The 24717-nt window shown below is 59.1% G+C and carries 25 protein-coding genes; 20 read left to right on the top strand and 5 right to left on the bottom strand.

Annotation, left to right across the window (positions count from 1 at the left end; genetic code table 11):
• Positions 1 to 145: 145 nt before the first annotated feature.
• The 5 genes from AACX99_RS05355 to ispD all read left to right on the top strand — a co-directional run bounded on the left by AACX99_RS05355 (position 146) and on the right by ispD (position 5116).
• Positions 146 to 1777 carry a CTP synthase gene (locus AACX99_RS05355; RefSeq protein ID WP_339410064.1) on the top strand — a complete coding sequence of 544 codons (1632 nt, stop codon included), beginning with the start codon at positions 146 to 148 and terminating at the stop codon, positions 1775 to 1777.
• A 4-nt stretch (positions 1778 to 1781) separates the two neighbouring features.
• Positions 1782 to 2627 carry a 3-deoxy-8-phosphooctulonate synthase gene (gene kdsA / locus AACX99_RS05350; RefSeq protein ID WP_339410063.1) on the top strand — a complete coding sequence of 282 codons (846 nt, stop codon included), beginning with the start codon at positions 1782 to 1784 and terminating at the stop codon, positions 2625 to 2627.
• Between the two features lie 145 nt (positions 2628 to 2772).
• Positions 2773 to 4062: a phosphopyruvate hydratase gene (eno, locus tag AACX99_RS05345; RefSeq protein ID WP_339410062.1), complete on the top strand. Its 1290-nt coding sequence runs from the start codon at positions 2773 to 2775 to the stop codon at positions 4060 to 4062.
• Positions 4063 to 4127: 65 nt separating this feature from the next.
• Positions 4128 to 4409, top strand: coding sequence for a cell division protein FtsB (gene ftsB, locus AACX99_RS05340; protein ID WP_090248365.1), 282 nt, complete (start codon positions 4128 to 4130; stop codon positions 4407 to 4409).
• Positions 4406 to 5116, top strand: a complete 711-nt coding sequence (gene ispD, locus AACX99_RS05335; protein ID WP_339410061.1) for a 2-C-methyl-D-erythritol 4-phosphate cytidylyltransferase — start codon at positions 4406 to 4408, stop codon at positions 5114 to 5116. Before ftsB ends, ispD begins: the two co-directional genes overlap by 4 nt.
• 138 nt (positions 5117 to 5254) lie before the next feature.
• Here ispD and AACX99_RS05330 read toward each other — a convergent pair whose 3' ends face one another.
• Positions 5255 to 6142, bottom strand: a complete 888-nt coding sequence (locus AACX99_RS05330) for a LysR family transcriptional regulator (RefSeq protein WP_339410060.1) — start codon at positions 6140 to 6142, stop codon at positions 5255 to 5257.
• 122 nt (positions 6143 to 6264) lie between these two features.
• Between AACX99_RS05330 and AACX99_RS05325 the strand changes: the two genes are divergently transcribed.
• The 9 genes from AACX99_RS05325 to rpoS all read left to right on the top strand — a co-directional run bounded on the left by AACX99_RS05325 (position 6265) and on the right by rpoS (position 14296).
• Positions 6265 to 7377 (top strand): S-(hydroxymethyl)glutathione dehydrogenase/class III alcohol dehydrogenase, encoded by a 1113-nt coding sequence (locus tag AACX99_RS05325; protein WP_339410059.1) that lies wholly within the window; start codon positions 6265 to 6267, stop codon positions 7375 to 7377.
• Between the two features lie 40 nt (positions 7378 to 7417).
• Positions 7418 to 8263 (top strand): S-formylglutathione hydrolase, encoded by an 846-nt coding sequence (gene fghA / locus AACX99_RS05320; RefSeq protein ID WP_339410057.1) that lies wholly within the window; start codon positions 7418 to 7420, stop codon positions 8261 to 8263.
• Positions 8264 to 8363: 100 nt separating this feature from the next.
• Positions 8364 to 8837, top strand: coding sequence for a 2-C-methyl-D-erythritol 2,4-cyclodiphosphate synthase (gene ispF / locus AACX99_RS05315; RefSeq protein ID WP_339410056.1), 474 nt, complete (start codon positions 8364 to 8366; stop codon positions 8835 to 8837).
• Positions 8834 to 9892: a tRNA pseudouridine(13) synthase TruD gene (truD, locus tag AACX99_RS05310; protein WP_339410055.1), complete on the top strand. Its 1059-nt coding sequence runs from the start codon at positions 8834 to 8836 to the stop codon at positions 9890 to 9892. Before ispF ends, truD begins: the two co-directional genes overlap by 4 nt.
• Positions 9880 to 10629 carry a 5'/3'-nucleotidase SurE gene (gene surE / locus AACX99_RS05305; RefSeq protein ID WP_339410054.1) on the top strand — a complete coding sequence of 250 codons (750 nt, stop codon included), beginning with the start codon at positions 9880 to 9882 and terminating at the stop codon, positions 10627 to 10629. The genes truD and surE overlap by 13 nt, the downstream gene beginning before the upstream one ends.
• Before the next feature lie 41 nt (positions 10630 to 10670).
• Positions 10671 to 11306, top strand: coding sequence for a protein-L-isoaspartate(D-aspartate) O-methyltransferase (locus AACX99_RS05300; protein ID WP_339410572.1), 636 nt, complete (start codon positions 10671 to 10673; stop codon positions 11304 to 11306).
• Positions 11307 to 11330: 24 nt separating this feature from the next.
• Positions 11331 to 12269, top strand: coding sequence for a DUF368 domain-containing protein (locus AACX99_RS05295; RefSeq protein ID WP_339410053.1), 939 nt, complete (start codon positions 11331 to 11333; stop codon positions 12267 to 12269).
• Between the two features lie 50 nt (positions 12270 to 12319).
• Positions 12320 to 13180, top strand: coding sequence for a peptidoglycan DD-metalloendopeptidase family protein (locus AACX99_RS05290; protein WP_339410051.1), 861 nt, complete (start codon positions 12320 to 12322; stop codon positions 13178 to 13180).
• Positions 13181 to 13285: 105 nt separating this feature from the next.
• The gene (gene rpoS, locus AACX99_RS05285) at positions 13286 to 14296 is read left to right on the top strand and encodes an RNA polymerase sigma factor RpoS (protein ID WP_339410049.1); all 1011 of its coding nucleotides are present in this window, start codon (positions 13286 to 13288) and stop codon (positions 14294 to 14296) included.
• 569 nt (positions 14297 to 14865) lie between these two features.
• On the opposite strand, the gene fdxA is transcribed toward rpoS, so the two are convergent.
• Together fdxA and mutS are read right to left on the bottom strand one after the other, a co-directional pair.
• On the bottom strand, positions 14866 to 15189 hold the full coding sequence (fdxA, locus tag AACX99_RS05280) for a ferredoxin FdxA (protein ID WP_090248347.1): 324 nt from the start codon (positions 15187 to 15189) through the stop codon (positions 14866 to 14868).
• A gap of 138 nt (positions 15190 to 15327) precedes the next feature.
• On the bottom strand, positions 15328 to 17901 hold the full coding sequence (gene mutS / locus AACX99_RS05275; RefSeq protein WP_339410048.1) for a DNA mismatch repair protein MutS: 2574 nt from the start codon (positions 17899 to 17901) through the stop codon (positions 15328 to 15330).
• A gap of 78 nt (positions 17902 to 17979) precedes the next feature.
• Here mutS and AACX99_RS05270 point away from each other — a divergent pair, with 78 nt between their 5' ends.
• From AACX99_RS05270 to recX, 3 genes are all read left to right on the top strand, one after another.
• Positions 17980 to 18492, top strand: coding sequence for a CinA family protein (locus AACX99_RS05270; RefSeq protein WP_339410046.1), 513 nt, complete (start codon positions 17980 to 17982; stop codon positions 18490 to 18492).
• Positions 18493 to 18581: 89 nt separating this feature from the next.
• Positions 18582 to 19625: a recombinase RecA gene (recA, locus tag AACX99_RS05265; RefSeq protein ID WP_339410044.1), complete on the top strand. Its 1044-nt coding sequence runs from the start codon at positions 18582 to 18584 to the stop codon at positions 19623 to 19625.
• Between the two features lie 11 nt (positions 19626 to 19636).
• Entirely contained in the window at positions 19637 to 20101 is a 465-nt protein-coding gene (gene recX, locus AACX99_RS05260; RefSeq protein ID WP_339410042.1) for a recombination regulator RecX, read from the top strand.
• A gap of 130 nt (positions 20102 to 20231) precedes the next feature.
• Here the strand turns inward: recX and AACX99_RS05255 are convergent, their stop codons facing one another.
• Positions 20232 to 21353 (bottom strand): LOG family protein, encoded by a 1122-nt coding sequence (locus AACX99_RS05255; protein WP_339410041.1) that lies wholly within the window; start codon positions 21351 to 21353, stop codon positions 20232 to 20234.
• Positions 21354 to 21749: 396 nt separating this feature from the next.
• On the opposite strand from AACX99_RS05255, the gene AACX99_RS05250 reads away from it, so the two are divergent.
• On the top strand, positions 21750 to 21914 hold the full coding sequence (locus tag AACX99_RS05250) for a hypothetical protein (RefSeq protein WP_339410040.1): 165 nt from the start codon (positions 21750 to 21752) through the stop codon (positions 21912 to 21914).
• Between the two features lie 36 nt (positions 21915 to 21950).
• Entirely contained in the window at positions 21951 to 22151 is a 201-nt protein-coding gene (locus AACX99_RS05245; protein WP_339410038.1) for a hypothetical protein, read from the top strand.
• A 3-nt stretch (positions 22152 to 22154) separates the two neighbouring features.
• On the opposite strand, the gene AACX99_RS05240 is transcribed toward AACX99_RS05245, so the two are convergent.
• Positions 22155 to 22556, bottom strand: coding sequence for a quorum-sensing-regulated virulence factor family protein (locus tag AACX99_RS05240; protein ID WP_339410037.1), 402 nt, complete (start codon positions 22554 to 22556; stop codon positions 22155 to 22157).
• Between the two features lie 308 nt (positions 22557 to 22864).
• Here AACX99_RS05240 and AACX99_RS05235 point away from each other — a divergent pair, with 308 nt between their 5' ends.
• Complete coding sequence (locus AACX99_RS05235; protein ID WP_339410036.1) at positions 22865 to 24562, top strand: OmpP1/FadL family transporter; 1698 nt, start codon at positions 22865 to 22867, stop codon at positions 24560 to 24562.
• Positions 24563 to 24717 lie beyond the last annotated feature (155 nt).

The raw sequence follows: 24717 nt of genomic DNA, 5'->3' as shown, positions 1-24717 counted from the left end.
CGCTCCCGTCTTACTAGTGCTTTTGTTGACTCCCTTGGGAGTCGGCAGGGCTAGCTTATTGCAGTGTGTTGCAGCAAGTGGCTTGGGTACTCCTTCGCTTTTCCCGGCGGCACTGACCGCTTAACGCAGACTTCTAGGGTTTTTCATGACGCGCTACATATTCGTCACGGGTGGTGTTGTTTCTTCATTGGGGAAAGGCATCGCCTCGGCTTCATTGGCGGCTATCCTGGAGGCGCGGGGCCTGAAGGTCACCATGCTCAAGCTGGATCCCTATATCAACGTCGATCCGGGCACTATGAGCCCGTTCCAGCACGGTGAGGTGTTTGTCACTCACGACGGCGCTGAGACCGACCTCGACCTGGGCCACTACGAGCGGTTTATCCGCACCACCATGACCCAGAATAATAACTTCACCACCGGCCGCGTCTACGAAGACGTGCTGCGCCGCGAGCGCCGTGGTGATTACCTGGGCGCGACCATTCAAGTCATCCCGCACATCACCGACGAAATCAAGCGCCGCATTATCAAGGGTGCCGGTGATGCCGACGTGGCCATGGTCGAAATCGGCGGCACGGTCGGCGATATCGAGTCGCAGCCGTTCCTCGAAGCCATTCGCCAGCTGCGTGTGGAAGTGGGTGCAAAACGCGCCATGCTGATGCACCTGACCCTGGTGCCCTATATCGCCACCGCTGGCGAAACCAAGACTAAGCCGACTCAGCACTCGGTGAAAGAGCTGCGTTCCATTGGTCTGCAGCCCGACGTGCTGATCTGCCGCTCCGACCACCCTGTAGACGTGTCGTCGCGCCGTAAGATCGCGCTGTTCACCAACGTTGAAGAGCGTGCGGTGATTTCCCTGGAAGACGTCGACACCATTTACAAGATTCCGGGCGTGCTGCATGCCCAAGGCCTGGATGACTTCGTCGTCGAGCGTTTTGGTCTGGAGTGCAACGGTGCCGATCTGTCCGAGTGGGACCGTGTGGTCGATGCCAAGCTCAACCCGGAGCACGAAGTCACCATCGCCATGGTCGGCAAGTACATGGAGCTGCTGGATGCTTACAAGTCGCTGATCGAAGCAATGAGCCATGCCGGTATCCAGAACCGCACCAAGGTCAACCTGCGTTATATCGACTCCGAAGACATCGAGAATAAAGGCACCGCGTTGCTTGAAGGTGTAGATGCCATTCTGGTGCCGGGCGGTTTCGGTCTGCGCGGTGTGGAAGGCAAGATCAAGACCGTGCAGTACGCTCGTGAGAACAAGATTCCCTACCTGGGTATCTGCCTCGGCATGCAGGTCGCAGTTATCGAGTTCGCCCGCAATGTGCTGGGCTGGACCGATGCCAACTCCACCGAATTCGACACCGTCAGCACGCATCCGGTGGTCGGCCTGATTACTGAATGGCAAGACGCCACTGGCGTGACCGAGCAGCGCACCGATGCTTCCGACTTGGGCGGCACCATGCGCTTGGGCGCGCAGGACTGCCAACTGATGGCCGGCTCGAACGTGCGTGAGTGCTACGGCAAGGATGTGATCGTCGAGCGCCACCGTCATCGTTATGAAGTGAACAACAACCTGTTGCCACAGCTGATCGAGGCTGGGCTGAATATTACCGGCCGCTCCGGCGACGGCGCACTGGTTGAAGTGGTCGAGGCACCTGACCATCCATGGTTCGTTGCGTGCCAGTTCCACCCGGAATTCACCTCCACTCCGCGTGACGGTCATCCACTGTTCAGTGGTTTCGTCAACGCCGCGCTGGCCCAGAAAGCGAAGAAGGCATAAGGATATGACGCAGAAAATTATCAAGGTTGGCGGCATTGAAATCGCCAACGATAAGCCGTTCGTGCTGTTCGGCGGGATCAACGTAATCGAATCCCGCGACCTGGCCATGCGCGCCTGTGAAGAGTACGTGCGAGTAACCGAGAAGCTCGGTATCCCATATGTGTTCAAGGCCAGCTTCGACAAGGCCAACCGGTCTTCGGTGACCTCCTTCCGCGGCCCAGGCCTTGAGGAGGGTATGAAGGTCTTCGAGGAAATCAAAAAGACCTTTGGCGTGCCGGTGATTACCGATGTGCATGAGCCTGAGCAAGCAGCTCCAGTGGCTGCGGTCTGCGACATTATCCAGTTGCCGGCGTTTCTTTCGCGGCAAACCGATCTGGTAGTGGCCATGGCCAAGACCGGCGCGGTGATCAATATCAAGAAAGCCCAGTTCCTCGCGCCCCAGGAGATGAAACACATCCTGGCCAAGTGCGAAGAGGCGGGCAATGACCAGCTGATTCTCTGCGAGCGCGGTTCCAGCTTCGGTTACAACAACCTTGTAGTGGACATGCTCGGCTTCGGCATCATGAAGCAGACCAACTACCCGGTGTTTTTCGACGTGACCCACGCCCTGCAAATGCCGGGTGGTCGCGCCGACTCTGCCGGCGGTCGCCGCGCTCAGGTCACCGATCTGGCCAAGGCGGGCATGAGCCAGGGCCTGGCTGGTCTGTTCCTCGAAGCCCATCCGGACCCGGACAATGCCAAATGCGACGGCCCTTGCGCCCTGCGTCTGGACAAGCTGGAGCCGTTCCTCACCCAGCTCAAGCAGCTGGATGATTTGATCAAGAGTTTTGCGCCGATTGAGACTGCCTGAAACGGCAAATCTCCGGTAAAGTGCTATTTGTATACAATCTGACTCTATAGTCGGTACATGTTGTGCGCCGTAGTAACCACCGGTGCGCAATGAGTGTGCAGCTCGGTACTATCCTTTTCGTCAATTTTTTGGAGTGCTACACGCAATGGCAAAGATCGTCGACATCAAAGGCCGTGAGGTTCTCGACTCCCGTGGTAACCCAACTGTGGAAGCCGACGTAATTCTCGACGGTGGCATCATCGGTAGCGCCTGCGCGCCGTCCGGTGCCTCCACTGGTTCGCGTGAAGCGCTGGAATTGCGTGATGGCGACAAGAGCCGTTACCTGGGCAAGGGCGTGTTGAAGGCCGTGGCCAACATCAATGGTCCGATCCGTGACCTACTGTTGGGCAAAGACGCCGCTGACCAGAAAGCCCTCGACCTGGCGATGATTGCCCTCGACGGTACCGAGAACAAAGCCACCTTGGGTGCCAACGCCATCCTCGCCGTGTCCCTGGCTGCCGCCAAGGCTGCTGCTCAGGCCAAGGGCGTGCCGCTGTACGCGCACATCGCCGACCTGAACGGCACTCCAGGCGTCTACTCGATGCCAGTACCGATGATGAACATCATCAACGGCGGCGAGCATGCCGATAACAACGTCGACATCCAGGAGTTCATGGTGCAGCCGGTGGGCGCGAAGACCTTCGCCGACGCCCTGCGCATGGGCACCGAGATTTTCCACCACCTCAAAGCCGTACTGAAGGCCCGTGGCCTGAGCACATCCGTCGGTGATGAAGGCGGTTTCGCGCCGAACCTCGCCTCCAACGAAGATGCTCTGGCTGCCATCGCCGAAGCCGTGGCCAACGCCGGTTATACCCTGGGCGACGACGTCACCCTGGCCCTGGACTGCGCCTCCAGCGAGTTCTTCAAGGACGGCAAGTACGACCTGGCTGGCGAAGGCAAGGTGTTTGACGCTGCCGGCTTCGCTGATTACCTCGCTGGTCTGTCCGAGCGTTACCCGATCATCTCCATCGAAGACGGCATGGACGAGTCCGACTGGGCTGGCTGGAAAGTCCTCACCGACAAGATCGGCGAGAAAGTGCAGCTGGTTGGCGACGATCTGTTTGTCACCAACACCAAGATCCTCAAGCGCGGCATTGATGAGTCGATCGGCAACTCGATCCTGATCAAGTTCAACCAGATCGGCACCCTGACCGAGACCCTGGAAGCCATCCAGATGGCCAAGGCTGCGGGTTACACCGCCGTGATCTCGCACCGCTCGGGTGAAACCGAAGACAGCACCATCGCCGATCTGGCCGTGGGTACTGCTGCTGGACAGATCAAGACGGGTTCGCTGTGCCGCTCGGACCGCGTGTCCAAGTACAACCAATTGCTGCGTATCGAAGAGCAGCTGGCGGGCAAGGCTGCCTATCGTGGTCGCGCCGAGTTCCGTGGTTGAACCCAGGCATGGTAAAAGAGGGGCGGCGCGAGTCGCCCCTTTTTCGTTCGGAAGCTTTTTACGCTATGCGCAATAATTTTTACTGGGTATTTATCGTGCTGATTGCCGTGCTGGCAGGCCTGCAATATCGCCTATGGGTCGGCGATGGCAGCCTGGCGCAGGTGGCCCAGTTGCAGCAGCAGATCGCCGATCAACAGGGCGAAAACCAGCAGCTGCAAGAGCGTAACCGGATTCTCGAAGCAGAAGTGCTGGAGCTGAAAAGCGGGATGGAAACCGTCGAAGAGCGTGCGCGCCACGAGCTGGGCATGCTTAAAGAGGGCGAAACCCTCTATCAGTTGGCTGAATGAATACCTCGGAGTTACCCCCTTTCTGGGCGCTGATCCCGGCTGCTGGTATTGGCAGCCGGATGCGCGCCGACCGGCCCAAGCAGTACCTGCAACTGGCCGGCAAAAGCATTATCGAACACACCCTGGCGTGCTTTCTCGAGCATCCACAGCTGCGTGCGGTGGTGGTCAGCCTGGCGGCGGATGACCCCTACTGGCCGGCCCTGAGCTGCGTGCATGATCCACGCATCCATCGCGCAGATGGCGGTGCCGAGCGTGCCGATTCTGTACTCAGCGGTTTGCTGCGTTTGAGTGAACTGGGTGCTCAGGAACAGGATTGGGTGCTGGTACATGACGCGGCGCGGCCCAATCTGGCGCGCAGTGATCTCGACCTGCTACTCAGCGAACTGGCTGATGACCCGGTCGGCGGTCTGCTTGCCGTGCCGGCTCGCGATACCCTCAAACGCGCCGGCGCCGATGGTCGCGTGCAAACTACGGTGGATCGCTCGACGATCTGGCAGGCATTTACCCCGCAGATGTTCCGCCTGGGTGATTTGCAGCGCGCGCTGGCCGATGCGCTGATTGCTGGGGTAGCGATTACCGATGAAGCCTCGGCCATCGAATGGGCCGGGCGGGCGCCACGGCTGATCGAAGGGCGTGCGGATAACCTCAAAGTCACCCGTCCTGAAGATTTGCGCAGCTTGGCCAGCCTTTGGCACCTCAAGAGCTAAGAACCTATCTACGATCTGCTGCGCGTCGGCCCTGCCGCGTTAAAAACAGGCTCAGAGTGCTCATGTACAAAAGTACACTCCGCTTCCTCTCCTGTTTTTGCCTTGCAGGGCTCTAGCTCGCAAGATCGTAAACTGGTTCTAGCGATATTCACTGCGCTGCGCCAACCCTTGTTTAAGAAACTCCACCAGCTGCCGCACCTTGGGTGACAGGTGGCGCTGCTGTGGGTAGAGCGCCCACACGGCGGTATCCGGCGGCTGCTGGTTATCCAACAACGAGACCAACGCGCCGCTGCGCAAATGCTCTAGCACGTAATAGTCCGGCAGCTGGCACAGGCCAATGCCGCGCAGGGCGGCTTCCAGCACGGCCTGGCCACTGTTGCAGCGCCAGTTGCCCTGCACCCGCAGGCTGGAATCGCGGCCGCTGGCCTGAAAACTCCAAAGATCCGAACTGCCGATCAAGCAGTTGTGCCGTGCCAACTCCGACAGCGAATGCGGCCGGCCGTAGCGTTGTAGGTATGCAGGGGCGGCGCACAGATACATCTGCCGTGGAGCCAGGCGCGTAGCCACCAGCCGTGAGTCTTGTAGGCGGCCTAGGCGGATGGCCAGGTCGAGGCCGTCGTGCAGCAGATCAAGGGTGCGGTTGCTCAGCTCGATGTCTACCCGCAGTTGTGGGTGCTGCACCATAAAGTCGGTGACCAGCGGCACGATAAAGCGCTCGCCATAGGCCACCGCGCAGGTCATGCGCAGCAGCCCCTTGGGCTCGCTGCCCAGATCGCCGACGGCACGCAGGGCTTCCTCACGAGCGTCCTGCAGTCGCTGGCAGTGTTGTAAGAACGTCTGTCCGGCCTCTGTCAGCGCCACACGGCGGGTGCTGCGGTAGAACAGGCGGGTTTGCAGGCGCTCTTCCAGGCGAGCGATCTGTCGGCTGACCTGAGATGACGACAGGGTCAGGCGTTCAGCTGCGGCGGTGAACTGGCCACACTCGGCGACCGCGACAAATTCATCGAGGCCTTCCCAGCGATTCATGTGAATGTCCTCTGCGTGTTGATTGTCCCTATATAGCAAGAATGTTTTGTTTCTTGTTGGATTATCTATCTGCATCACTGATCTACACTCTGCGCCACCGTTGAATCCGCTGGAGAGCGATCATGATCAAGTCCCGTGCTGCCGTAGCCTTTGCCCCCAATCAGCCGCTGCAAATCGTCGAGGTCGACGTGGCGCCGCCCAAGGCCGGTGAAGTGCTGGTACGCATTGTCGCCACTGGCGTGTGTCACACCGATGCCTACACCCTGTCCGGTGAAGATTCCGAAGGCGTATTCCCGGCGATTCTCGGTCATGAAGGCGGCGGCATCGTCGAGGCCATTGGCGAGGGCGTGACCTCGGTGCAGGTCGGCGACCACGTGATCCCGCTGTACACCGCCGAATGCCGCACCTGTAAATTCTGCACCTCCGGCAAGACCAACCTGTGCAGCTCGGTACGCGCCACCCAGGGCAAGGGCCTGATGCCCGATGGCACCAGCCGCTTCAGCTACAACGGCGAGCCGATCTACCACTACATGGGCTGCTCGACCTTCTCCGAGTACACCGTGCTGCCGGAAGTCTCCCTGGCGGTGATCCCCAAAGAGGCGCCGCTGGAAAAGGTCTGCCTGCTCGGCTGTGGCGTGACAACTGGCATCGGTGCGGTGCTCAACACCGCCAAGGTGGAAGAGGGCGCCACCGTGGCAATCTTCGGGCTCGGTGGTATCGGTCTCGCGGCAATCATCGGGGCGAAGATGGCCAAGGCTTCGCGCATCATCGCCATCGATATCAACCCGGCCAAGTTCGAGGTGGCGCGTGAGCTGGGCGCGACTGATCTCGTTAACCCGAAAGATTTCGCCAAGCCGATTCAAGAGGTCATCGTCGAGATGACCGACGGCGGCGTGGATTATTCCTTTGAGTGCGTCGGCAATGTGCAGTTGATGCGGGCGGCGCTGGAATGCGCACACAAGGGCTGGGGCGAGTCGGTGATTATCGGTGTGGCCGGTGCCGGTCAGGAAATCAGCACCCGTCCGTTCCAGCTGGTGACTGGCCGCGTCTGGCGCGGTTCGGCCTTCGGTGGCGTCAAAGGCCGCAGCGAGCTGCCGGGTTATGTGGAAAAGGCGCAGAAGGGTGAAATTTCGCTGGATACCTTTATTACCCACAACATGCCGCTGGAAGACATCAACAAGGCCTTCGACCTGATGCATGAAGGCAAGAGCATCCGCACCGTTATCCACTTCTGATTGCGCTGGGCGGCTGTCGTAGCCGCCCAATGGAGGCCTCATGACCTTGGAAAATATTTCCTGCCAGAAGAGTGCCGGTGGCTGGCACAAGCGCTACCGCCATCGTTCGGCGGTGCTGGGCTGCGATATGGTGTTTGCCGTGTACCTGCCGCCACAGGCCGAGCAGGGCGGCAAGCTGCCGGTGCTGTATTGGCTGAGCGGGCTGACCTGCACCGATGAGAACTTTATGCAGAAGGCCGGCGCGCACAAGCTGGCGGCCGAGCTGGGGATGATCATTGTTGCGCCGGATACCAGCCCGCGTGGCGCCGAGGTGCCGGATGATCCGGAGAAAGCCTGGGATTTCGGTCTGGGCGCGGGTTTCTACCTGAACGCCACCCAGGAGCCCTGGGCGCGGCATTACCGCATGTATGACTACGTGGTGCAGGAGCTGCCGACGCTGATCGAGGCGAACTTTCCTGTATCCGACAAGCGCGGCATTAGTGGTCACTCCATGGGTGGACATGGTGCGCTGGTCTGCGCGCTGCGCAACCCAGGGCGCTATCAGTCGCTGTCGGCCTTTGCGCCGATCAGCAACCCGAGCAACTGCCCCTGGGGTGAGAAGGCGTTCTCGCGTTACCTGGGCGACGAACGCTCGCGTTGGCGCGAATGGGATGCCTGCGCCTTGCTCGCCGAAGCAACGGAAAAGCTGCCGATTCTGGTCGATCAGGGCGATCGTGATGACTTCCTGGAAAACCAGCTCAAGCCGGATGCCCTGAAGGCGGCAGCGCAGGCCGCTGGTCATCCACTGACCTTGCGCCTGCAGCCGGGGTATGACCACAGCTACTACTTTATCGCCAGCTTTATCGATGACCACCTGCGTCATCACGCCAAGGCGCTATTGAGCTGAGCCGGTGCTGGCGGACAAAGTTTGGTTCGCCAGCTAGCCGGCCCCTATAGGTAGCTTTCAGTTAGAATCACGCCCTGACTTTTTCAGGGCGTTGTTTCTTATGCGTATTGGCCACGGCTACGATGTGCACCGCTTCGGTGAGGGCTCCTTTATTACCTTGGGCGGCGTGCAAATCCCTCACACATTTGGCCTGCTGGCCCATTCCGATGGCGACGTGCTGCTGCATGCCCTGAGCGATGCCTTGCTCGGCGCGGCCGCGTTGGGTGATATCGGCAAACATTTTCCCGACACCGAGCCGACCTTCAAGGGCGCCGACAGCCGTGTGCTGCTGCGCCATGTGCTCGGGTTGATTCATGGCAAAGGCTGGCAGGTCGGTAATGTCGACGCCACCATCGTCGCTCAGGCACCGAAGATGTCACCGCATATCGAGACCATGCGTGCGCGGATTGCCGAAGATCTGCAAGTGGGTCTGGATCAGGTCAACGTCAAGGCCACCACCACTGAGAAGCTCGGCTTTACCGGCCGTGAAGAAGGTATTGCCGTGCATGCCGTTGCGCTGTTGGTTGCCCGATGAACGAGCTTGAGCTGCTAGGCCCGCGTGCCTATGGCGAGCCGTGCGGCACTGCGGTGCTCAAGGCCGTGGCGGAGGATTTTCAGGTTGATGAAGTGCTGGATATTCCCCTGGCTGGTGAGGGCGAACACCTCTGGCTGTGGGTAGAAAAGCGCGAGCTGAACACCGAGGAAGCGGCCAAACGCCTCGCCCGTGCCGCTGGTGTGCCGCTGAAGCTGATCAGCTACGCGGGCCTCAAGGACCGCCAGGCCCTGACCCGTCAGTGGTTTAGCTTGCATCTGCCGGGCAAGCTCGATCCCGACCTGAGGGCCGCCGAAGATGCCAGCCTGAGCATCCTTAACCAGGTGCGGCATACCCGTAAGCTGCAGCGCGGCGCCCATGCAGCCAATGGCTTTACCCTGCGTCTGACCCAGCTGGCTGCTGATCGCGAAGCGCTGGATCAGCGTCTCACGCAAATCGCCGCTCAGGGTATTCCCAACTATTACGGCTTGCAGCGCTTCGGTCATGAAGGCGGCAATGTCGCCCATGCTAGGCACTTTGCGGCGAACAAGAATCTGCCGGAGAAACGCAATGTGCGTTCACGGGTGCTTTCGGCAGCGCGCAGTTACCTGTTCAATCAGGTGCTGGCTGAGCGGGTCGCCGCCGGCACCTGGAATCAGGCACTGCTCGGTGATCTGCTGGCCTTTACCGACAGCCGCAGCTTCTTTGCGGCCGGCGAGGCGGAGTGCAACGATCCGCGCCTGGCGATTCTCGATCTGCATCCTACGGGCCCGTTATGGGGTGCGGGTGTTTCTACCGCCGGTGGTGTCGCGCAAGCGCTGGAACAACAGATTGGCGCGCGTGAAAGTGTCTTGGTCGATTGGTTGGCAGAAGCGGACATGACGCACGAACGGCGTATCCTGCGCCTCCCCATTGGCGGCCTGTCGTGGCATTATCCCGAGCCTGACATTCTGCAACTGGAATTCGTCCTGCCGGCTGGATGCTTCGCCACCGTCTTGGTGCGTGAGCTCGTCGATCTGTTGCCGGCAGGGCAGACGGACAACCCATGCGTATTCTGATTTCCAATGATGACGGCGTTGCTGCGCCAGGCCTGGCTGCGCTGCATGCGGCGTTGGCCGACTATGCCGAGTGCACGGTGATCGCTCCCGATCAGGACAAGAGCGGCGCGAGCAGCTCGCTGACCCTCGACCGGCCCCTGCACCCAACTACCTTGCCCAATGGCTATATCAGCCTCAATGGCACACCGACCGACTGCGTGCACCTGGGTCTCAATGGTCTGCTGCCGCAGGTGGCGGATCTGGTGGTTTCAGGCATCAACCTAGGTGCCAACCTGGGTGACGACGTGCTGTATTCCGGCACTGTGGCCGCAGCCCTTGAAGGGCGTTTTCTGGCTCGCCCGGCGTTCGCTTTCTCCCTGCTTTCGCGTATGCCGGACCATTTGGTGACTGCGGCCTATTTCGCCCGCAAGTTGGTCGAGGCCCACGAGCAGCTTGATCTGCCGCCGCGCACTGTACTCAATGTAAATATCCCCAATCTGCCGCTGGAGCATATCCGCGGTATCCAGTTGACCCGTCTAGGCCATCGCGCCCGTGCTGCGGCACCGGTCAAGGTGGTCAATCCACGTGGTAAAGAGGGTTACTGGATCTCGGTGGCCGGTGAGGCGGAAGATGGCGGCCCTGGTACGGATTTTCATGCAGTGATGCAGGGCTATGTTTCGGTCACCCCGCTGCAGCTGGATCGCACCTTTGCCGACGGGCTCAACAGTCTGCAACCCTGGCTGGAGGGCCTGCTGTGATCCGCCGTGAACAGGACGAATTGCACCATCGCGGCATTGGCATGACCTCGCAGCGCACCCGCGAGCGGCTGATTCAGCGGCTGTATGAGGAAGGGCTGTCCAACGCCCATGTGCTGGAGGCCATTCGCCGCACACCGCGTCATCTGTTTGTCGATGAAGCTCTGGCCCATCGCGCTTATGAAGACACTGCACTGCCAATTGGCAACAACCAGACCATCTCCCAGCCTTATATGGTTGCGCGTATGAGCGAGCTGCTGCTGGCCGCTGGGCCCTTGGACAAGGTATTGGAGATCGGTACCGGCTCGGGCTATCAGACCGCGATTCTGGCGCAGCTGGTTGAGCGCGTATTCAGCGTCGAGCGGATCCAGAACCTGCAGGACAAGGCCAAGGAGCGTCTGACGCAGCTTAACCTGCGTAATGTGGTGTTTCGCTGGGGTGACGGCTGGGAAGGCTGGAATGCTTTGGGGCCGTACAACGGCATTATCGTTACCGCGGCGGCGGCCAATGTGCCGCAGGCCTTGCTCGATCAGCTGGCCCCAGGTGGGCGCTTGGTTATTCCGGTCGGGGCGGGTGATGTGCAGGAACTGCTGCTGATCGTCCGTGAAGAAGATGGTTTCTCCCGGCATGTGCTGGATGCGGTGCGCTTTGTACCCTTGCTCAACGGGCCTTTGGCCTGATTTCAACTGTTTACGGATGAACCCATGAAGAAGTATTTCCTGCTCTACGCCAAAGGCATTGCCATGGGCGCGGCCGATGTGGTGCCTGGTGTGTCGGGCGGAACGGTAGCGTTTATTACCGGCATCTATGACGAATTGCTGCGCTCGATTGCGAGTGTCCCTGTAGCGCTAGGCCTGTTTTTGCGCGGACGGATTGTCGAGGCCTGGAAGGCCGCCAATGCGACATTTTTGTTGGTGCTGCTACTGGGCATCATGACCAGCATGCTTAGTCTAGCGCGGTTGATTACCTACTTGCTGGATGAACAACCGATTCCTGTATGGTCGTTTTTCTTCGGTCTGATTCTGGTTTCCACGCATCTGGTGGTGCGCGAGATTCAGCATTGGAATTGGACGCGTGTGCTCAGCCTGCTGGTGGGCGGCGTATTTGCTTACTGGATTACCGTGGCCTCGCCGCTACAGCTGGGGCATGACCCAGTGAGTCTGTTCTTCGCTGGCGCTATCGCCATCTGCGCGATGATTCTGCCGGGCATTTCCGGCAGCTTTATTCTGGTACTGCTGGGGCTGTACAGCTTTGTGCTGACGGCAGTGAAGGGCCTGGATATTACGGTGCTGCTGATTTTTGCCAGCGGTTGCCTGGTGGGGATTGCTTGCTTTGCCGGGATGCTGCGCTGGCTGCTGGCGCGCTGGCGTGATCTGACGCTGGCGTTTCTGACTGGACTGATGATCGGCTCGCTAAACAAGATCTGGCCCTGGAAGGAAACCCTGACCTGGCGCACTGACCGTCATGGTGATCAGGTGCCGTTGCTTCAAGCCAATCTCTTGCCTCAACAGTTCGCTGAAATCAGTGGCCAAGACCCGCAGTTGTTCCTGGCGATTGCCTTGGTGGTTGCCGCTATTCTGCTGGTGCTAGGCCTAGAGTGGCTGGCTGGGCGCAACCCGCAAAGCGCTGCTGATAACCCATAATTGCGGCACAATGCACGCCAGTTAGATGTAAGCAGTTTTGCCCGAGGGGGATGCAGGTGAGTTTCACAGCCATTCAATTGCCGATTCGCGCCAGCAGTGCTCGTACCCTGTTGAGTGGTCTTGTCCTTGGTGCGTTGCTCAGCGCTTGTGCGAGTCCGCCGCCGGGTGGCGTCAAGGTGGTTGACCGTACCCAAGGTGGTACCACTCAGGCTCAGCAGCGTCAGCCGGTCAGCAGTGGCCAGTACCAAGTGCAGCGCGGAGATACGTTGTACTCGATTGCTTTCCGCTTCGGCTGGGATTGGAAGGCGCTGGCTGCACGTAACGGCATTGCGCCGCCTTATCTGATCCGCGTTGGCCAGATCATTCGTTTCGATGGACAGCCAGCCAGCCGCCCGCCTGTGGTAGCGAAGGCTCCTGTAGTTGTCACGCCGCCCGGTCGGCCGACTACACCCATCCAGACTCGGCCTGTGCAAACGCAGCCGCCAGCACCCGTGAAAACCACCCCAAGCGTCACCGCCTTACCGCCAACCCAGCGCTCTGCATCGGGTTGGTTGTGGCCTTCTAGTGGGCCTGTTATCGGGCGTTTTTCCTCAAACGGCAGTTTGAATAAAGGCATTGATATCGCCGGGGAATTGGGCCAGCCTGTTTTAGCTGCGTCTGATGGTTCAGTGGTCTACGCCGGGAGTGGTTTACGGGGCTACGGCGAATTAGTAATCATCAAACATAGCGATACCTACGTAAGCGCCTACGGTCACAACCGCAGGCTGTTGGTGCAGGAGGGGCAACAGGTCAAAGCTGGGCAGAAAATTGCCGAAATGGGTTCCACAGGAACCGACCGGGTGAAACTTCATTTCGAAGTACGCCGCCAAGGTAAACCTGTCGACCCGCTGCAATACCTGCCGCGACGTTGACCTTGCGCTAGCCTGTCTCCACCACGTGGGCGGGACGGGCTTTGGTGTAACCAGGGATGTGGTCGCGCTAGGGCTTGCTGTCGAACTCAGCAAGGAATAACAAAAATGGCTCTCAATAAAAAAGAAGCGCCGGGGTTTGACGTCGATGATGAAGTGCTCCTGATGGAGCCCGCTATTGTCCTTGACGATGATTCAGACGAAGAAGCGCAACCGCCACTTTCCCGCAGCAAAGCAAAAGCTTCCACCGCGAGCAGCAAGCAGCATAAATACATCGATTACACCCGCGCGCTCGACGCCACTCAGCTGTACCTCAACGAAATTGGTTTTTCCCCTCTACTGACCCCTGAAGAAGAAGTCTTCTTCGCGCGCCTGGCGCAGAAGGGTGACCCTGCCGGCCGCAAGCGCATGATCGAAAGCAATCTGCGCCTGGTCGTGAAAATCGCTCGCCGTTACGTCAATCGCGGTTTGTCCCTGCTGGATCTGATTGAAGAGGGCAACCTCGGTCTGATCCGAGCGGTAGAGAAATTCGATCCCGAGCGCGGTTTCCGTTTTTCGACCTATGCCACCTGGTGGATCCGCCAGACCATAGAACGGGCGATCATGAATCAGACCCGTACAATTCGCCTACCCATTCATGTGGTGAAAGAGCTCAACGTTTACCTACGTGCAGCTCGCGAATTGACCCAGAAGCTCGACCATGAGCCTTCTGCAGAAGAAATTGCCAACCTGCTGGAAAAACCGGTGGGTGAAGTCAAACGCATGCTGGGCCTGAATGAGCGTGTGTCCTCGGTGGACGTTTCACTGGGCCAGGATTCGGACAAAACCCTGCTCGATACCTTGACCGATGATCGTCCGACGGACCCCTGTGAGTTATTGCAGGACGATGATCTATCGCAGAGCATCGACCAGTGGCTGTCTGAGCTGACCGACAAGCAGCGTGAGGTGGTGATTCGCCGCTTCGGCCTGCGCGGTCATGAAAGCTGCACCCTGGAAGAAGTTGGCCAGGAAATCGGCCTGACCCGTGAGCGCGTTCGGCAGATTCAGGTCGAAGCGCTCAAGCGTCTGCGGGAGATCCTTGAAAAGAACGGCCTGTCGAGCGACTCGCTGTTTCAGTGACGTTGGTGTGCTGACACTGAACCCGGCCAAGGCCGGGTTTTTTGTGGCCTGCCATTCCGGTATATATTCCTGGGCTGCACGGAGTGGAGCTGAGAATGACTCTCGGCGGTATTTTGTGAGCGCTTGTGTAAGTCATTGCTTACAGAGCGCGTAAGCCATTGGTGTGCATGAGGTCGGTATACTCCTCTTGGTATCATTAACTTATTGATTTAATACAATAATTAAATTAATGAGGCAGGGTTCAATACTGTGCGGGTGATATTTTCAGCGCTTGTTTGGAGGCCGGGAATCGCTAATATCACACCTGTGCTAGGGACAAGCACAGGTTGTCAGGGAGACAATCAGGACATCGCAAGACGCGATTCATCAGGATGATGAGCTGGGAAATACAGGGACTAGGGACAAAAGAGTGGGCGGCGCAAGCCGCCCCTTTTTTTGTCTGCGTTTTTTGTCCGCCATCTCTGCGGCCCGTCGCTGTGTAACGTCAAAAGTGCGTTAGTGGATTGGTGTCTGCAGAAAAGTAAAAACCCGCGCGAGGCGGGTTTTTGTGCAACTAGCTGAGTCGGCTACTAGCGCTCCAAGTACTGCAGCTTGTCCTTCACGCCATCCCACTCTTCAGCGTCCGGTAGGGATTCTTTCTTCTCGGTGATGTTCGGCCAGACTTCGGCCAGATCGGCGTTCAGTTCAATGTACTCCTGCTGATCTTCCGGCACCTCATCTTCGGAGAAGATGGCTTGTGCAGGGCACTCAGGCTCGCAGAGTGCGCAATCGATGCACTCGTCCGGGTGGATCACCAGGAAGTTCGGGCCTTCGTAGAAGCAGTCCACCGGGCAGACTTCCACGCAGTCGGTGTATTTGCATTTGACGCAGTTGTCGGTAACGACGAAGGTCATTTCTGATTCTCTCCTCGGGCGCCAGCCTGCTCCGTTCTATGCGGATTTCAGCAGGCTAGGGGTAGTGGCCACGGCTCAGGCTTTAAGTCGGGCAGTCATAAAAATGCGCGCGATTCTAACAGTTCGCGCGCAATAACGTTAGAAGCGTGTCTTCCATGTATATAACAGTTCTAGCGCTTTACGCGGAGTCAGATCATCCGGATTGATCTTGCGTAATTCCTCCTGCAGCGGGTGGGGCAGGCTGGCGAACATATCGCTTTGCATGGGTGCGGCAGCCTGACCAGGCTGCGTCGGTGGCAGTTCGTGGGGCAGACTGGTGGTTTCCAGCCTTGCCAGATGCTCGCGGGCGCGCAGGATGACCTCATTCGGCACACCCGCCAGTTGTGCCACAGCCAGGCCGTAGCTCTGGCTAGCAGGGCCAGGCAGCACGTGGTGGAGGAACACGATGCGCTCATTATGCTCGGTGGCGTTGAGGTGCACGTTGGCCACGATCGGCTGGCTTTCCGGCAGCACCGTCAGTTCGAAATAGTGGGTGGCGAACAGGGTGTAGGCGCGCAGTTTGGCCAGTTGTTCGGCTGCGGCCCAGGCAAGCGACAGACCGTCGAAGGTGCTGGTGCCGCGGCCCACTTCGTCCATCAGCACCAGGCTGTGTTCGCTGGCGTTGTGTAGGATATTGGCGGTCTCGCTCATCTCCACCATAAAGGTCGAACGGCCACCGGCCAGGTCATCGCTTGAGCCGATACGGGTGAAGATGCGGTCGACCAGCGACAGCTCGCAGCTTTTTGCCGGCACAAAGCTGCCGATATGAGCCAGCAACACGATCAGCGCGGTCTGGCGCATATAGGTGGATTTACCACCCATGTTCGGCCCGGTGATGATCAACATACGCGTGTCATCGTCCAGGCTCAGGTCGTTGGCCACAAACGGCGTGGTCAGCACCTGCTCGACCACCGGGTGGCGGCCCTGGTCGATGCGCATGCAGGGTTCGTCGACAAACCGTGGACGATTGAGGTCCAGATTCAGCGCGCGCTCAGACAGGTTGCTCAGGACATCAAGCTCGGCCAGGGCTGCTGCACTGTCTTGCAGCGGGCCGAGGTGGCCGATCAGATGTTCGAGCAATTCGTCGTAGAGCATCTTCTCGCGGGCCAGGGCGCGGCTCTTGGCTGACAGCGCCTTGTCTTCGAACTCCTTGAGCTCGGGAGTGATAAAGCGCTCTGCACCTTTTAGGGTCTGGCGGCGGATATAGTCGGCCGGGGCCGATTCGGCCTGCTTGCTCGGCAACTCGATAAAGTAGCCGTGCACACGGTTGTAGCCGACCTTGAGGTTGGCCAGGCCGGTGCGGGCTTTTTCACGGGTTTCCAGATCCATCAGGTATTGGCCGGCGTTTTCGCTGAGCGACTGCAGTTCGTCCAATTCGGCGTCGTAACCGGTTTTCAGCACGCCGCCATCGCGGATCACTGCCGGTGGATTGTCGATAATCGCTTTGGCCAGCAGTTCGGCCAGTTCCGGGTAGGTGCTGACCACGCCCGCCAGCTCGATCAGGTGCGGCGCCTCCAGATTGGTCATGGCCATCTGCAGCGTGGGCAGCGCGGCGAGGGCGTCGCGCAGGCGCGCCAGATCGCGCGGACGCGCATTGCGCAGACCGATGCGGGCGAGAATGCGCTCCAGATCGCCAATTTCCTTGAGCTGCGGCTGCAGAGTTTCGAAGCGGTAGCGTTCGAGCAGGCAGGCAATCGATTCCTGGCGTGCTTCCAGTACAGTGCGATCGCGCAGAGGACGGTTCAACCAGCGGCTTAGCAGGCGGCTGCCCATGGCGGTCTGGCAGCGGTCGACTACCGATTGCAGGGTGTTATCGCGTCCGCCGGCGAGGTTGATATCCAACTCCAGATTGCGTCGGCTGGCTCCGTCGAGAATTACCGTGTCGTCCAGGCGTTCGTGGCGCAGGCTACGCAAGTGCGGCAAGGCGGTGCGCTGGGTTTCCTTGGCATAGGCGAGCAGACATCCGGCAGCGCCGATGGCCAGGGTCAGGCTTTCGCAGCCGAAGCCCTTGAGGTCCTGGGTGGCGAATTGCTGACACAGGCTCTTGTGCGCGGTGTCGCGTTCAAAATCCCAGGGTGCACGGCGGCGTGCACCACGACGTTTTTCGGCGGGCAAACCCTGTGGCCAGTCATCGGGAATCAGTAGCTCAACTGGATTCAGGCGCTCCAGCTCGGCCAGCAGATTTTCCCAGCCCTTAATTTCCAGCACGCTAAAGCGACCGCTGGTGATGTCCAGTACGGCCAGGCCGAACAGCCGTTCATCACCTAATACTGCCGCCAGCAGGTTATCGCGCCGCTCATCAAGCAGGGCCTCGTCGCTGACGGTGCCTGGGGTAATGATGCGCACCACTTGGCGTTCTACCGGTCCCTTGCTGGTAGCCGGGTCGCCGATCTGTTCGCAGATCACCACCGATTCGCCGAGCTTGACCAGTTTGGCCAGGTAGCCCTCCAGCGAATGGTAGGGAATCCCGCACATGGGAATCGCCTGGCCGGCTGACTGGCCGCGCGCAGTCAGAGTGATATCCAGCAGTTTGGCGGCCTTTTTCGCGTCCTCGTAGAAGATCTCGTAGAAATCGCCCATGCGGTAAAACATCAGCTGTTCCGGGTGCTGATTTTTCAGCTTCCAGTACTGCTGCATCATTGGCGTGTGAGAACTGAGGTCGCTTTGGCTCATCGTTTTAACTGTCCGGCTGAATCGCAAAAGCGCCTAGTGTACGGTATCGGCCTGGCTGGCTTTAACCCCGGAGAGCAGATGACTGCTAATGAATATGCCCAGACCCAACTGGCTGCCGAGCTGGGCGCACAATTGATTGCCGCCAAGGCTCAGGTGACCACCGCCGAATCCTGCACCGGCGGCGGCATTGCCGAGGCGATTACCCGCATTCCCGGTAGCTCTGCCTGGTTTGAAGCCGGTTATGTCACCTACTCCAATGCGCAGAAGACTAAACAGCTGAGCGTACCCGAGGCGCTGTTCGCTACGGTTGGTGCGGTGAGTCAGGAAGTGGTCGAGGCCATGGTACGGGGGGCGCAGGCTAATAGTGGAGCGCGCTTCGCGGTAGCGGTCAGTGGTGTCGCGGGGCCGGATGGCGGTTCGGCGGAGAAACCGGTGGGCACCGTCTGGCTGGCCTGGGGCGATGGTGAGCAGCTATTCAGCGTGCGCCGCCAGTTCGCTGGGGACCGCAGCGAAGTTCGCCGACAAACGGTTGAGGCCGCACTGGCTGGGCTGTTGCGCCTGCTTGCGCAAGAAAAACCAAGCGCGGGGTAGGCGGGCGACTTGCCCTGTGGAATAATACTGTCTACTTATACAGTTGTTGGTGGCCGCTAGCTGGCCCTTCTTGATTAGTGAGGACTTAAATGGACGAGAATAAGAAGCGCGCCTTGGCGGCAGCCCTGGGCCAGATTGAAAAACAATTCGGCAAGGGTGCGGTGATGCGCATGGGCGATCATGATCGCCAGGCGATTCCGGCCATCTCCACCGGCTCGCTGGGTCTGGACATTGCCCTGGGCATTGGCGGTTTGCCGAAAGGTCGTATCGTCGAGATCTATGGCCCTGAGTCTTCCGGTAAAACCACCCTGACCCTGTCGGTGATCGCCGAAGCGCAAAAGCTCGGCGCCACCTGCGCTTTCGTCGACGCGGAGCATGCGCTCGACCCTGACTATGCCGGCAAACTCGGCGTCAACGTCGACGACCTACTGGTTTCGCAGCCGGATACCGGCGAACAGGCCCTGGAAATCACCGATATGCTGGTGCGCTCCAACGCCATCGACGTGATCATCGTTGACTCGGTGGCGGCTCTGGTGCCGAAGGCCGAGATCGAAGGCGAGATGGGCGATATGCACGTGGGCTTGCAGGCTCGTCTGATGAGCCAGGCGCTGCGCAAGATCACCGGTAACATCAAGAACGCCAACTGCCTGGTGATCTTTATCAACCAGATCCGCATGAAGATCGGCGTGATGTTCGGCAGCCCGGAAACCACTACAGGTGGTAACGCGCTGAAGTTCTACGCCTCGGTACGTCTGGATATCCGTCGTACCGGTGCGGTGAAGGAAGGCGACGAGGTGGTCGGCAGCGAAACACGGGTCAAAGTGGTAAAGAACAAGGTCGCGCCGCCGTTCCGTCAGGCCGAGTTCCAGATTCTTTACGGCAAGGGCATCTACCGCAACGGCGAGATCATCGACCTGGGTGTCCAGCTCGGCCTGCTGGAGAAATCCGGTGCCTGGTACAGCTACCAGGGCAGCAAGATCGGCCAGGGCAAGGCCAACTCGGCCAAGTACCTGGAAGACAACCCGGAAGTGGCGCGCACTATTGAAGGCTTGATCCGCGAGAAGTTGCTGGTGGTCAGTCCGGCGGTCAAGGCCAACTCCACGGCTGATGACCTGGCTGACGCCGACGCCTGATTTATCAGTCTATGTCCATTGCTCTGGATAATCCCGTCGCAGTGCGGCGGGCGGCCATGGATCTGCTAGCGCGGCGCGAACATGGCCGCGTCGAGTTGACCCGCAAGTTGCGCAGTCGTGGGGCGGCCGATGAGTTGATCGAGGCTGCTCTTGATCGTCTGGCCGAGGAAGGCCTGTTGTCTGAGGCGCGTTATCTGGAAGCTTTTGTCAGCTACCGCGCGCGCGCCGGCTATGGACCGTTACGTATCCGTGAAGAGTTGACCCAGCGCGGTCTGGCTCGCAGTGATGTCGAGCAGGTCTTGCGCGACAGTGGTATTGACTGGCGTGAACATCTGCAGGAAACCTGGCAACGCAAGTTTGCCGGTGAGCTACCCCATGATGCTCGCGCGCGTGCCCAGCAGGGGCGTTTCCTCAGTTATCGGGGTTATCCGCCGGAGCTGATCGAGCGGTTGTTGCGTGGTTCGTTGGACGATTAAGCCGCAGCTCGCAGCTCGGTTACCAGCCGCTATCAATTCCCTCCGTTCTCCCTGTTAGCTACTCCACACTCCGATGATGCCGCAGAAGTGCCTGTAGCCGATCTGCCCCTGTTGGCCAGCAAAGCTGCGTTTACCGATAGCCTGCGAGCAGCTTGTCGGCTGGGAGTGGTAGCGCAGGCATTTCCGCCCAGTTGTGCGTCTGATTGACCAAATCCAGTAATTCGCGCAAGCGTCCGTGGTGACGGCCGTTAAAGGTGAACACCAGGCGCGTCATATGACATAGCTCCGGTTCGTCCAGCTCGGACTCACAGCGCGCTTGCTGTTGGAAGTCTCCGTGGCTGCACAGATCGAGGAACTCATTGTTCAGCTGCTGTATGGCCGTTTCATTCAGCGGATGATTGAGGCGGATAACGTAGCGTTCTTTAAGCCAGCGGCTGGAGTGGTAGTTGCGGTAGAACTGGGCGATTTCCTCGGCTGCCTCTTCGGCGCTGTGTACCAGGCGTATCAGGCGCATATCGCTGGGTAGGATGTAGCCGTTGTTCTGCAGCTGTTCCTGCAGAAAGGTCAGAGCACTGCTCCAGAAGGTGCCGTCAGGCTGGTCAAGCAGTACCACCGGCACCAACGGGCTTTTACCGGTCTGGATCAGGGTCAACACTTCCAGCGCTTCGTCCAGGGTGCCAAAACCACCTGGGCAGAGCACCAGACCGTCGGCTTCCTTGACGAAGAACAGCTTGCGCAGAAAGAAGAAGTGAAACGACAGCAGGTTGTTGCTGCCTTGCATAGTGGCATTGGCACCCTGCTCGAAGGGCAGGGTGATATTGAACCCCAGGCTGTTTTCCAGGCCGGCCCCTTCGTGGGCCGCGGCCATGATGCCGCCACCGGCACCGGTAATAACCATCAGATTATGTTTGGCCAGGGTCGCACCTAGATCGCGAGCCAGGCTGTAGACCGGGTGGTTGGGCTGCGTGCGCGCCGAGCCGAACACGGTCACCTTGCGTCGCCGCTTGAATTGTTCCAGGGCGCTGAAGGCATGCTCCATCTCGCGCAGGGTCTGCAGCATGATCTTGGCATCCCAGCGGTTGCGATCAGCCTGGGCCATGCGCACAACCGTGCCGAGCATAGCCTGGTAGAGCTTGGTGTTGGGGCTGTCGGGCGGTGCGGCGAGGATGCCCAGTTCTTCCACGCGTGTGGTTAGGTCGGCGTCGCTGGTCTGAAAATGCCGGGACAGGAAATCATCCGACTCATTGGGCATACAACTTCTCCTTTTGATTGCCGATCGAGGCATGTACTTGCCGCGTCGGCCTTGTCCTAGTATGGCTGCTAGCTGATGGTTTGTGCGGCGCACACTGCCGCGTTATCACCACCAACCTACGCCAGGACAATATCAGAGGGCGATTTGCTTGCCGGCTTTAGGGATGTTGGCGAGTTAGCCGCAAAGCCTTGCTCGGCGCCATCGGCAGCCATAAATTTGGCGGGAATGCCGCGCGCGGCCGTTCGTCTGAGCACGGCCGAATACGTTTGGCGTCTGGTTTACTTGCAGGAGTCGGGGTGTTTTCGTGCGGTCTGCGATACCTGGGAACAGGCGATTTTCCCCGGTTGCCAATGCACGGCAGCGTACTGCTGATTTGTATTTGCACAGAAGTCGCCCATGGGTATCTGGGGCTGCTGCTCGGTGCTGTTCGCCAACCAGGCGAGTTGGGCGCATGTGCTGGAGGCCGCCGCTGGGTTGCTGGAGAAGCCGCTTGGCGATTTGCTCAGTGCCGAGGAGCAAGCAGCCGTGCAAGGGCGGGGAGAACCACACTGCCTGCGTTAGCGCAGGCCAGTGGGGGCGGGAAAAGGAGGGGCAGGTATGCCTAAATTGACCTTGGATCTTAATGTGGATTTATACCGCCTGTTGCAGCAGACCGCGCGCGTAAACCAGGTGAGCCTTGAGGAAGAGTGCTTGCAGCGGCTTGAAGGTGCGGCGCGGCGTTCGCGTTATATGAACGCTTTGCTGGCAGATCTGCGCGCCGATGATGAGCAGCGGCGCGCGCAGCAGGGTGGCGGTTGAAACTTACAGGCCGCAATCTGCTTTGCTAAAGCGCTCGGTGGTTACCGGACGGTTGCTCTTATATTCGCTGAATTCATAGCGTAGCGCTGCACCGCGCGTCAGCAACTGACGGTAACCGGCGTTGCGGCATACGCTATTGGCCAGTTGCGCGCGTACTACATCCGGGTTGCCACGCATCTGCGCTGCATGCTCGCTGCGCACGCTGAGGTGGTTGACCAGTTCGCTGCCGTCAACGGTGTAGCCCTGATCAAGAATATCTTCATTGATCGCCCGTGGCGTGCCCACACTGCTCTCGCGCGCCACTTTTTCCAGCGTTTTCTTCAATTCGTAATCGCTTAGCGAGGCTGCCTGCGCGCCCTGCAAAAACAGGCCAACGGCGAGAGCTGGAAGGATGAAACGCAGCATGGTGTGACTCCCTAAAATCAGTTAATGCGAGTAGACCCGCTCGCGGGAAAAATGTTCGTGTGCAGGGGGGGCGCATTCGCGTGAATTGTACCGCCCTCAATGTTGTTACCAATCGCGACACCTTTGCCTACCTGCAGCGTACCTCCACGACCAAAGACGGGGGATCGGACGCTGATCTTCTGAGTCCGAGAAATAGGCTGGCCAAGCAATTCCAGCGATTCAGGTGTGATTGCTCGTAGTTCTGGCCTTTCTAGACGATGTATGAGCCGCCCTGGGTATTTCCGACTTGCGCAGGAGTGCATCCAATAATGACAAGAATTACACGCTATGGGTCATTGGTGTTGTTTGCCGCAGCTCCGCTAATCGCCTCATCTGGCATGGTCCAGGCATCGGGGTACCACTTCGGTTCGCAATCTGTTTCTGCTCAGGGCTCTGCCCATGCCAATGGTGCCGAGGCTGCCGACCCGTCGACCATTTTCTATAATCCGGCTGGTCTGGCTCGGCTTGAGGGGACTCAGGTAACGTCAGGGCTGAGCATTTTGTTGCCGGACGGCCAATACCAGGATACCGGCAGTACCGATGTATTCGGTCAGCCGGTGAGCGGCGACGCAGGCTCTTTTCTTCCTGAGGCCGCAGCCGCGCCAAATCTTTACTTCTCACATGAGGTCAACGAATGGCTCAGCGTTGGTCTGGGTATCTTCACGCCCTTTGGCGCCAAGCTCGACTACAAGGAAGACTGGGCCGGACGCTATGGCATTCAATCGGCGAGCCTGGAAACAGTGAATTTCAACCCGAGCCTCGCTTTTCGCTTAAATGAACACCACAGCTTCGGTTTTGGCATCTCCGCTCAATACATCAAATCGGTGCAGCGGGGAGCGGCCGATGTGAAAGGTGCATCGCGGCAGTTGGCCGGGCAATTTGTCGATGTGAACTACGAGAGTACCCGCAATGCCGCCGACCCGATTCTGGGACCGGTTGTAGGTCTGATCGCCGGGGTGCCTGTGCCTGACGAGATCACCTCCTGCGGAGGCGTGGCTGACCGGGATGGTTTCGTCGACTGTGTGGCGAGTAACTTTGCCGATAACGTTCAGGGCGATGGTTATTTCCGTGTAAAGGGAGATGACTGGGGATTTGGCTGGAACATCGGTTATTTATGGGAGCCCACCGAATCGACACGCTTTGGCGTGTCGTACCGGTCAAATATTCGCCACACGCTGGAAGGCGAGAGTAAATGGAGTTTCTCCAGTGTGCAGGGGGGCGTTCCATCGCCGGATACCTCGTTGGAAGGCGGGGTTACCATTCCGATATTTGACATTTATGTACCGCCCGCTGAGGCGTTGCAGCAGTTATTCGATGAAGGCAATTGGGTCAATCCGGGGCGTTTTGCCGGGGAACGGCTGCACCCTAACAGCAAGGCCAAGACGGCCATTGATACCCCGGAAATGCTGTCCTTCAATGCCTTTCATCAGCTCAACGAGCAGATTGCGCTGATGGCCGACCTGACCTTTACACGTCATTCGCGTCTCGATGAGGTGCGTATTGGCCTTGATCAGGTTTCGGGTTATCCCTATTTCAACGGTGTGACCGAGGGCGATCTGGCAGTTAAACAGGACTGGAAGGACACCTACAAATTGTCCCTGGGGATGAACTATCAGTACGACGATAAGCTGCTACTGCGTACAGGCGTGGCCTATGACAAATCTCCAGTGAATTCGACTCGATTGCGTCATCCTGCATTTCCCGATGCCGACCGCTACTGGTTATCGCTTGGGGCCAATTACCGTGTGACCCGGGACACCTCGGTGGACCTGGCCTACAGCTTCGTCAAGTTTGCTACCGGGAAGATGGATTACACCGATAACTGCTCTCCGGCGGGGTGGGTGCCGGGTAGCGGAGGGCTATATCAAGACAGTGGCGTGCGCTGCACTGGTAATGGCGGTAACTACAACGGCGAGTATGAAACACGGATTCATTTTATTGGCCTGGCACTGAATCATCGTTTCTGATCGCCGCCTCAGCAGGCTGTCGCAAAGCGGGGATATGAGTCGTTCTGTCCTGCTAGACTGCGCGCCCTTCGTTATATGCCAGGCGCGCGCATGTCCTGCTTTTGTTTCTATCTACCGAGCTGCCCATCTATCGCGGCCTGCGTCCGAGGCCGGCA

It is taken from the genome of Pseudomonas sp. EA_35y_Pfl2_R5, assembly GCF_963970805.1.
In the GTDB taxonomy this organism is placed as follows: domain Bacteria; phylum Pseudomonadota; class Gammaproteobacteria; order Pseudomonadales; family Pseudomonadaceae; genus Aquipseudomonas.
This window is presented reverse-complemented; position numbering and strand designations above follow the sequence as displayed.

Bases quoted from the DNA above. Each gene is read 5' to 3' on its own strand.
- kdsA (WP_339410063.1), top strand. From the start codon at position 1,782: ATGACGCAGAAAATTATCAAGGTTGGCGGCATTGAAATCGCCAACGAT.
- recA (WP_339410044.1), top strand. From the start codon at position 18,582: ATGGACGAGAATAAGAAGCGCGCCTTGGCGGCAGCCCTGGGCCAGATT.
- eno (WP_339410062.1), top strand. From the start codon at position 2,773: ATGGCAAAGATCGTCGACATCAAAGGCCGTGAGGTTCTCGACTCCCGT.
- AACX99_RS05240 (WP_339410037.1), bottom strand. From the start codon at position 22,556: ATGCTGCGTTTCATCCTTCCAGCTCTCGCCGTTGGCCTGTTTTTGCAG.
- ispF (WP_339410056.1), top strand. From the start codon at position 8,364: ATGCGTATTGGCCACGGCTACGATGTGCACCGCTTCGGTGAGGGCTCC.
- AACX99_RS05255 (WP_339410041.1), bottom strand. From the start codon at position 21,353: ATGCCCAATGAGTCGGATGATTTCCTGTCCCGGCATTTTCAGACCAGC.
- AACX99_RS05330 (WP_339410060.1), bottom strand. From the start codon at position 6,142: ATGAATCGCTGGGAAGGCCTCGATGAATTTGTCGCGGTCGCCGAGTGT.
- mutS (WP_339410048.1), bottom strand. From the start codon at position 17,901: ATGAGCCAAAGCGACCTCAGTTCTCACACGCCAATGATGCAGCAGTAC.
- recX (WP_339410042.1), top strand. From the start codon at position 19,637: ATGTCCATTGCTCTGGATAATCCCGTCGCAGTGCGGCGGGCGGCCATG.
- fghA (WP_339410057.1), top strand. From the start codon at position 7,418: ATGACCTTGGAAAATATTTCCTGCCAGAAGAGTGCCGGTGGCTGGCAC.
- AACX99_RS05290 (WP_339410051.1), top strand. From the start codon at position 12,320: ATGCAGGTGAGTTTCACAGCCATTCAATTGCCGATTCGCGCCAGCAGT.
- AACX99_RS05235 (WP_339410036.1), top strand. From the start codon at position 22,865: ATGACAAGAATTACACGCTATGGGTCATTGGTGTTGTTTGCCGCAGCT.
- rpoS (WP_339410049.1), top strand. From the start codon at position 13,286: ATGGCTCTCAATAAAAAAGAAGCGCCGGGGTTTGACGTCGATGATGAA.
- AACX99_RS05295 (WP_339410053.1), top strand. From the start codon at position 11,331: ATGAAGAAGTATTTCCTGCTCTACGCCAAAGGCATTGCCATGGGCGCG.
- ispD (WP_339410061.1), top strand. From the start codon at position 4,406: ATGAATACCTCGGAGTTACCCCCTTTCTGGGCGCTGATCCCGGCTGCT.
- AACX99_RS05325 (WP_339410059.1), top strand. From the start codon at position 6,265: ATGATCAAGTCCCGTGCTGCCGTAGCCTTTGCCCCCAATCAGCCGCTG.
- AACX99_RS05300 (WP_339410572.1), top strand. From the start codon at position 10,671: ATGACCTCGCAGCGCACCCGCGAGCGGCTGATTCAGCGGCTGTATGAG.
- truD (WP_339410055.1), top strand. From the start codon at position 8,834: ATGAACGAGCTTGAGCTGCTAGGCCCGCGTGCCTATGGCGAGCCGTGC.
- AACX99_RS05355 (WP_339410064.1), top strand. From the start codon at position 146: ATGACGCGCTACATATTCGTCACGGGTGGTGTTGTTTCTTCATTGGGG.
- surE (WP_339410054.1), top strand. From the start codon at position 9,880: ATGCGTATTCTGATTTCCAATGATGACGGCGTTGCTGCGCCAGGCCTG.
- AACX99_RS05245 (WP_339410038.1), top strand. From the start codon at position 21,951: ATGCCTAAATTGACCTTGGATCTTAATGTGGATTTATACCGCCTGTTG.
- AACX99_RS05270 (WP_339410046.1), top strand. From the start codon at position 17,980: ATGACTGCTAATGAATATGCCCAGACCCAACTGGCTGCCGAGCTGGGC.
- fdxA (WP_090248347.1), bottom strand. From the start codon at position 15,189: ATGACCTTCGTCGTTACCGACAACTGCGTCAAATGCAAATACACCGAC.
- ftsB (WP_090248365.1), top strand. From the start codon at position 4,128: ATGCGCAATAATTTTTACTGGGTATTTATCGTGCTGATTGCCGTGCTG.
- AACX99_RS05250 (WP_339410040.1), top strand. From the start codon at position 21,750: ATGGGTATCTGGGGCTGCTGCTCGGTGCTGTTCGCCAACCAGGCGAGT.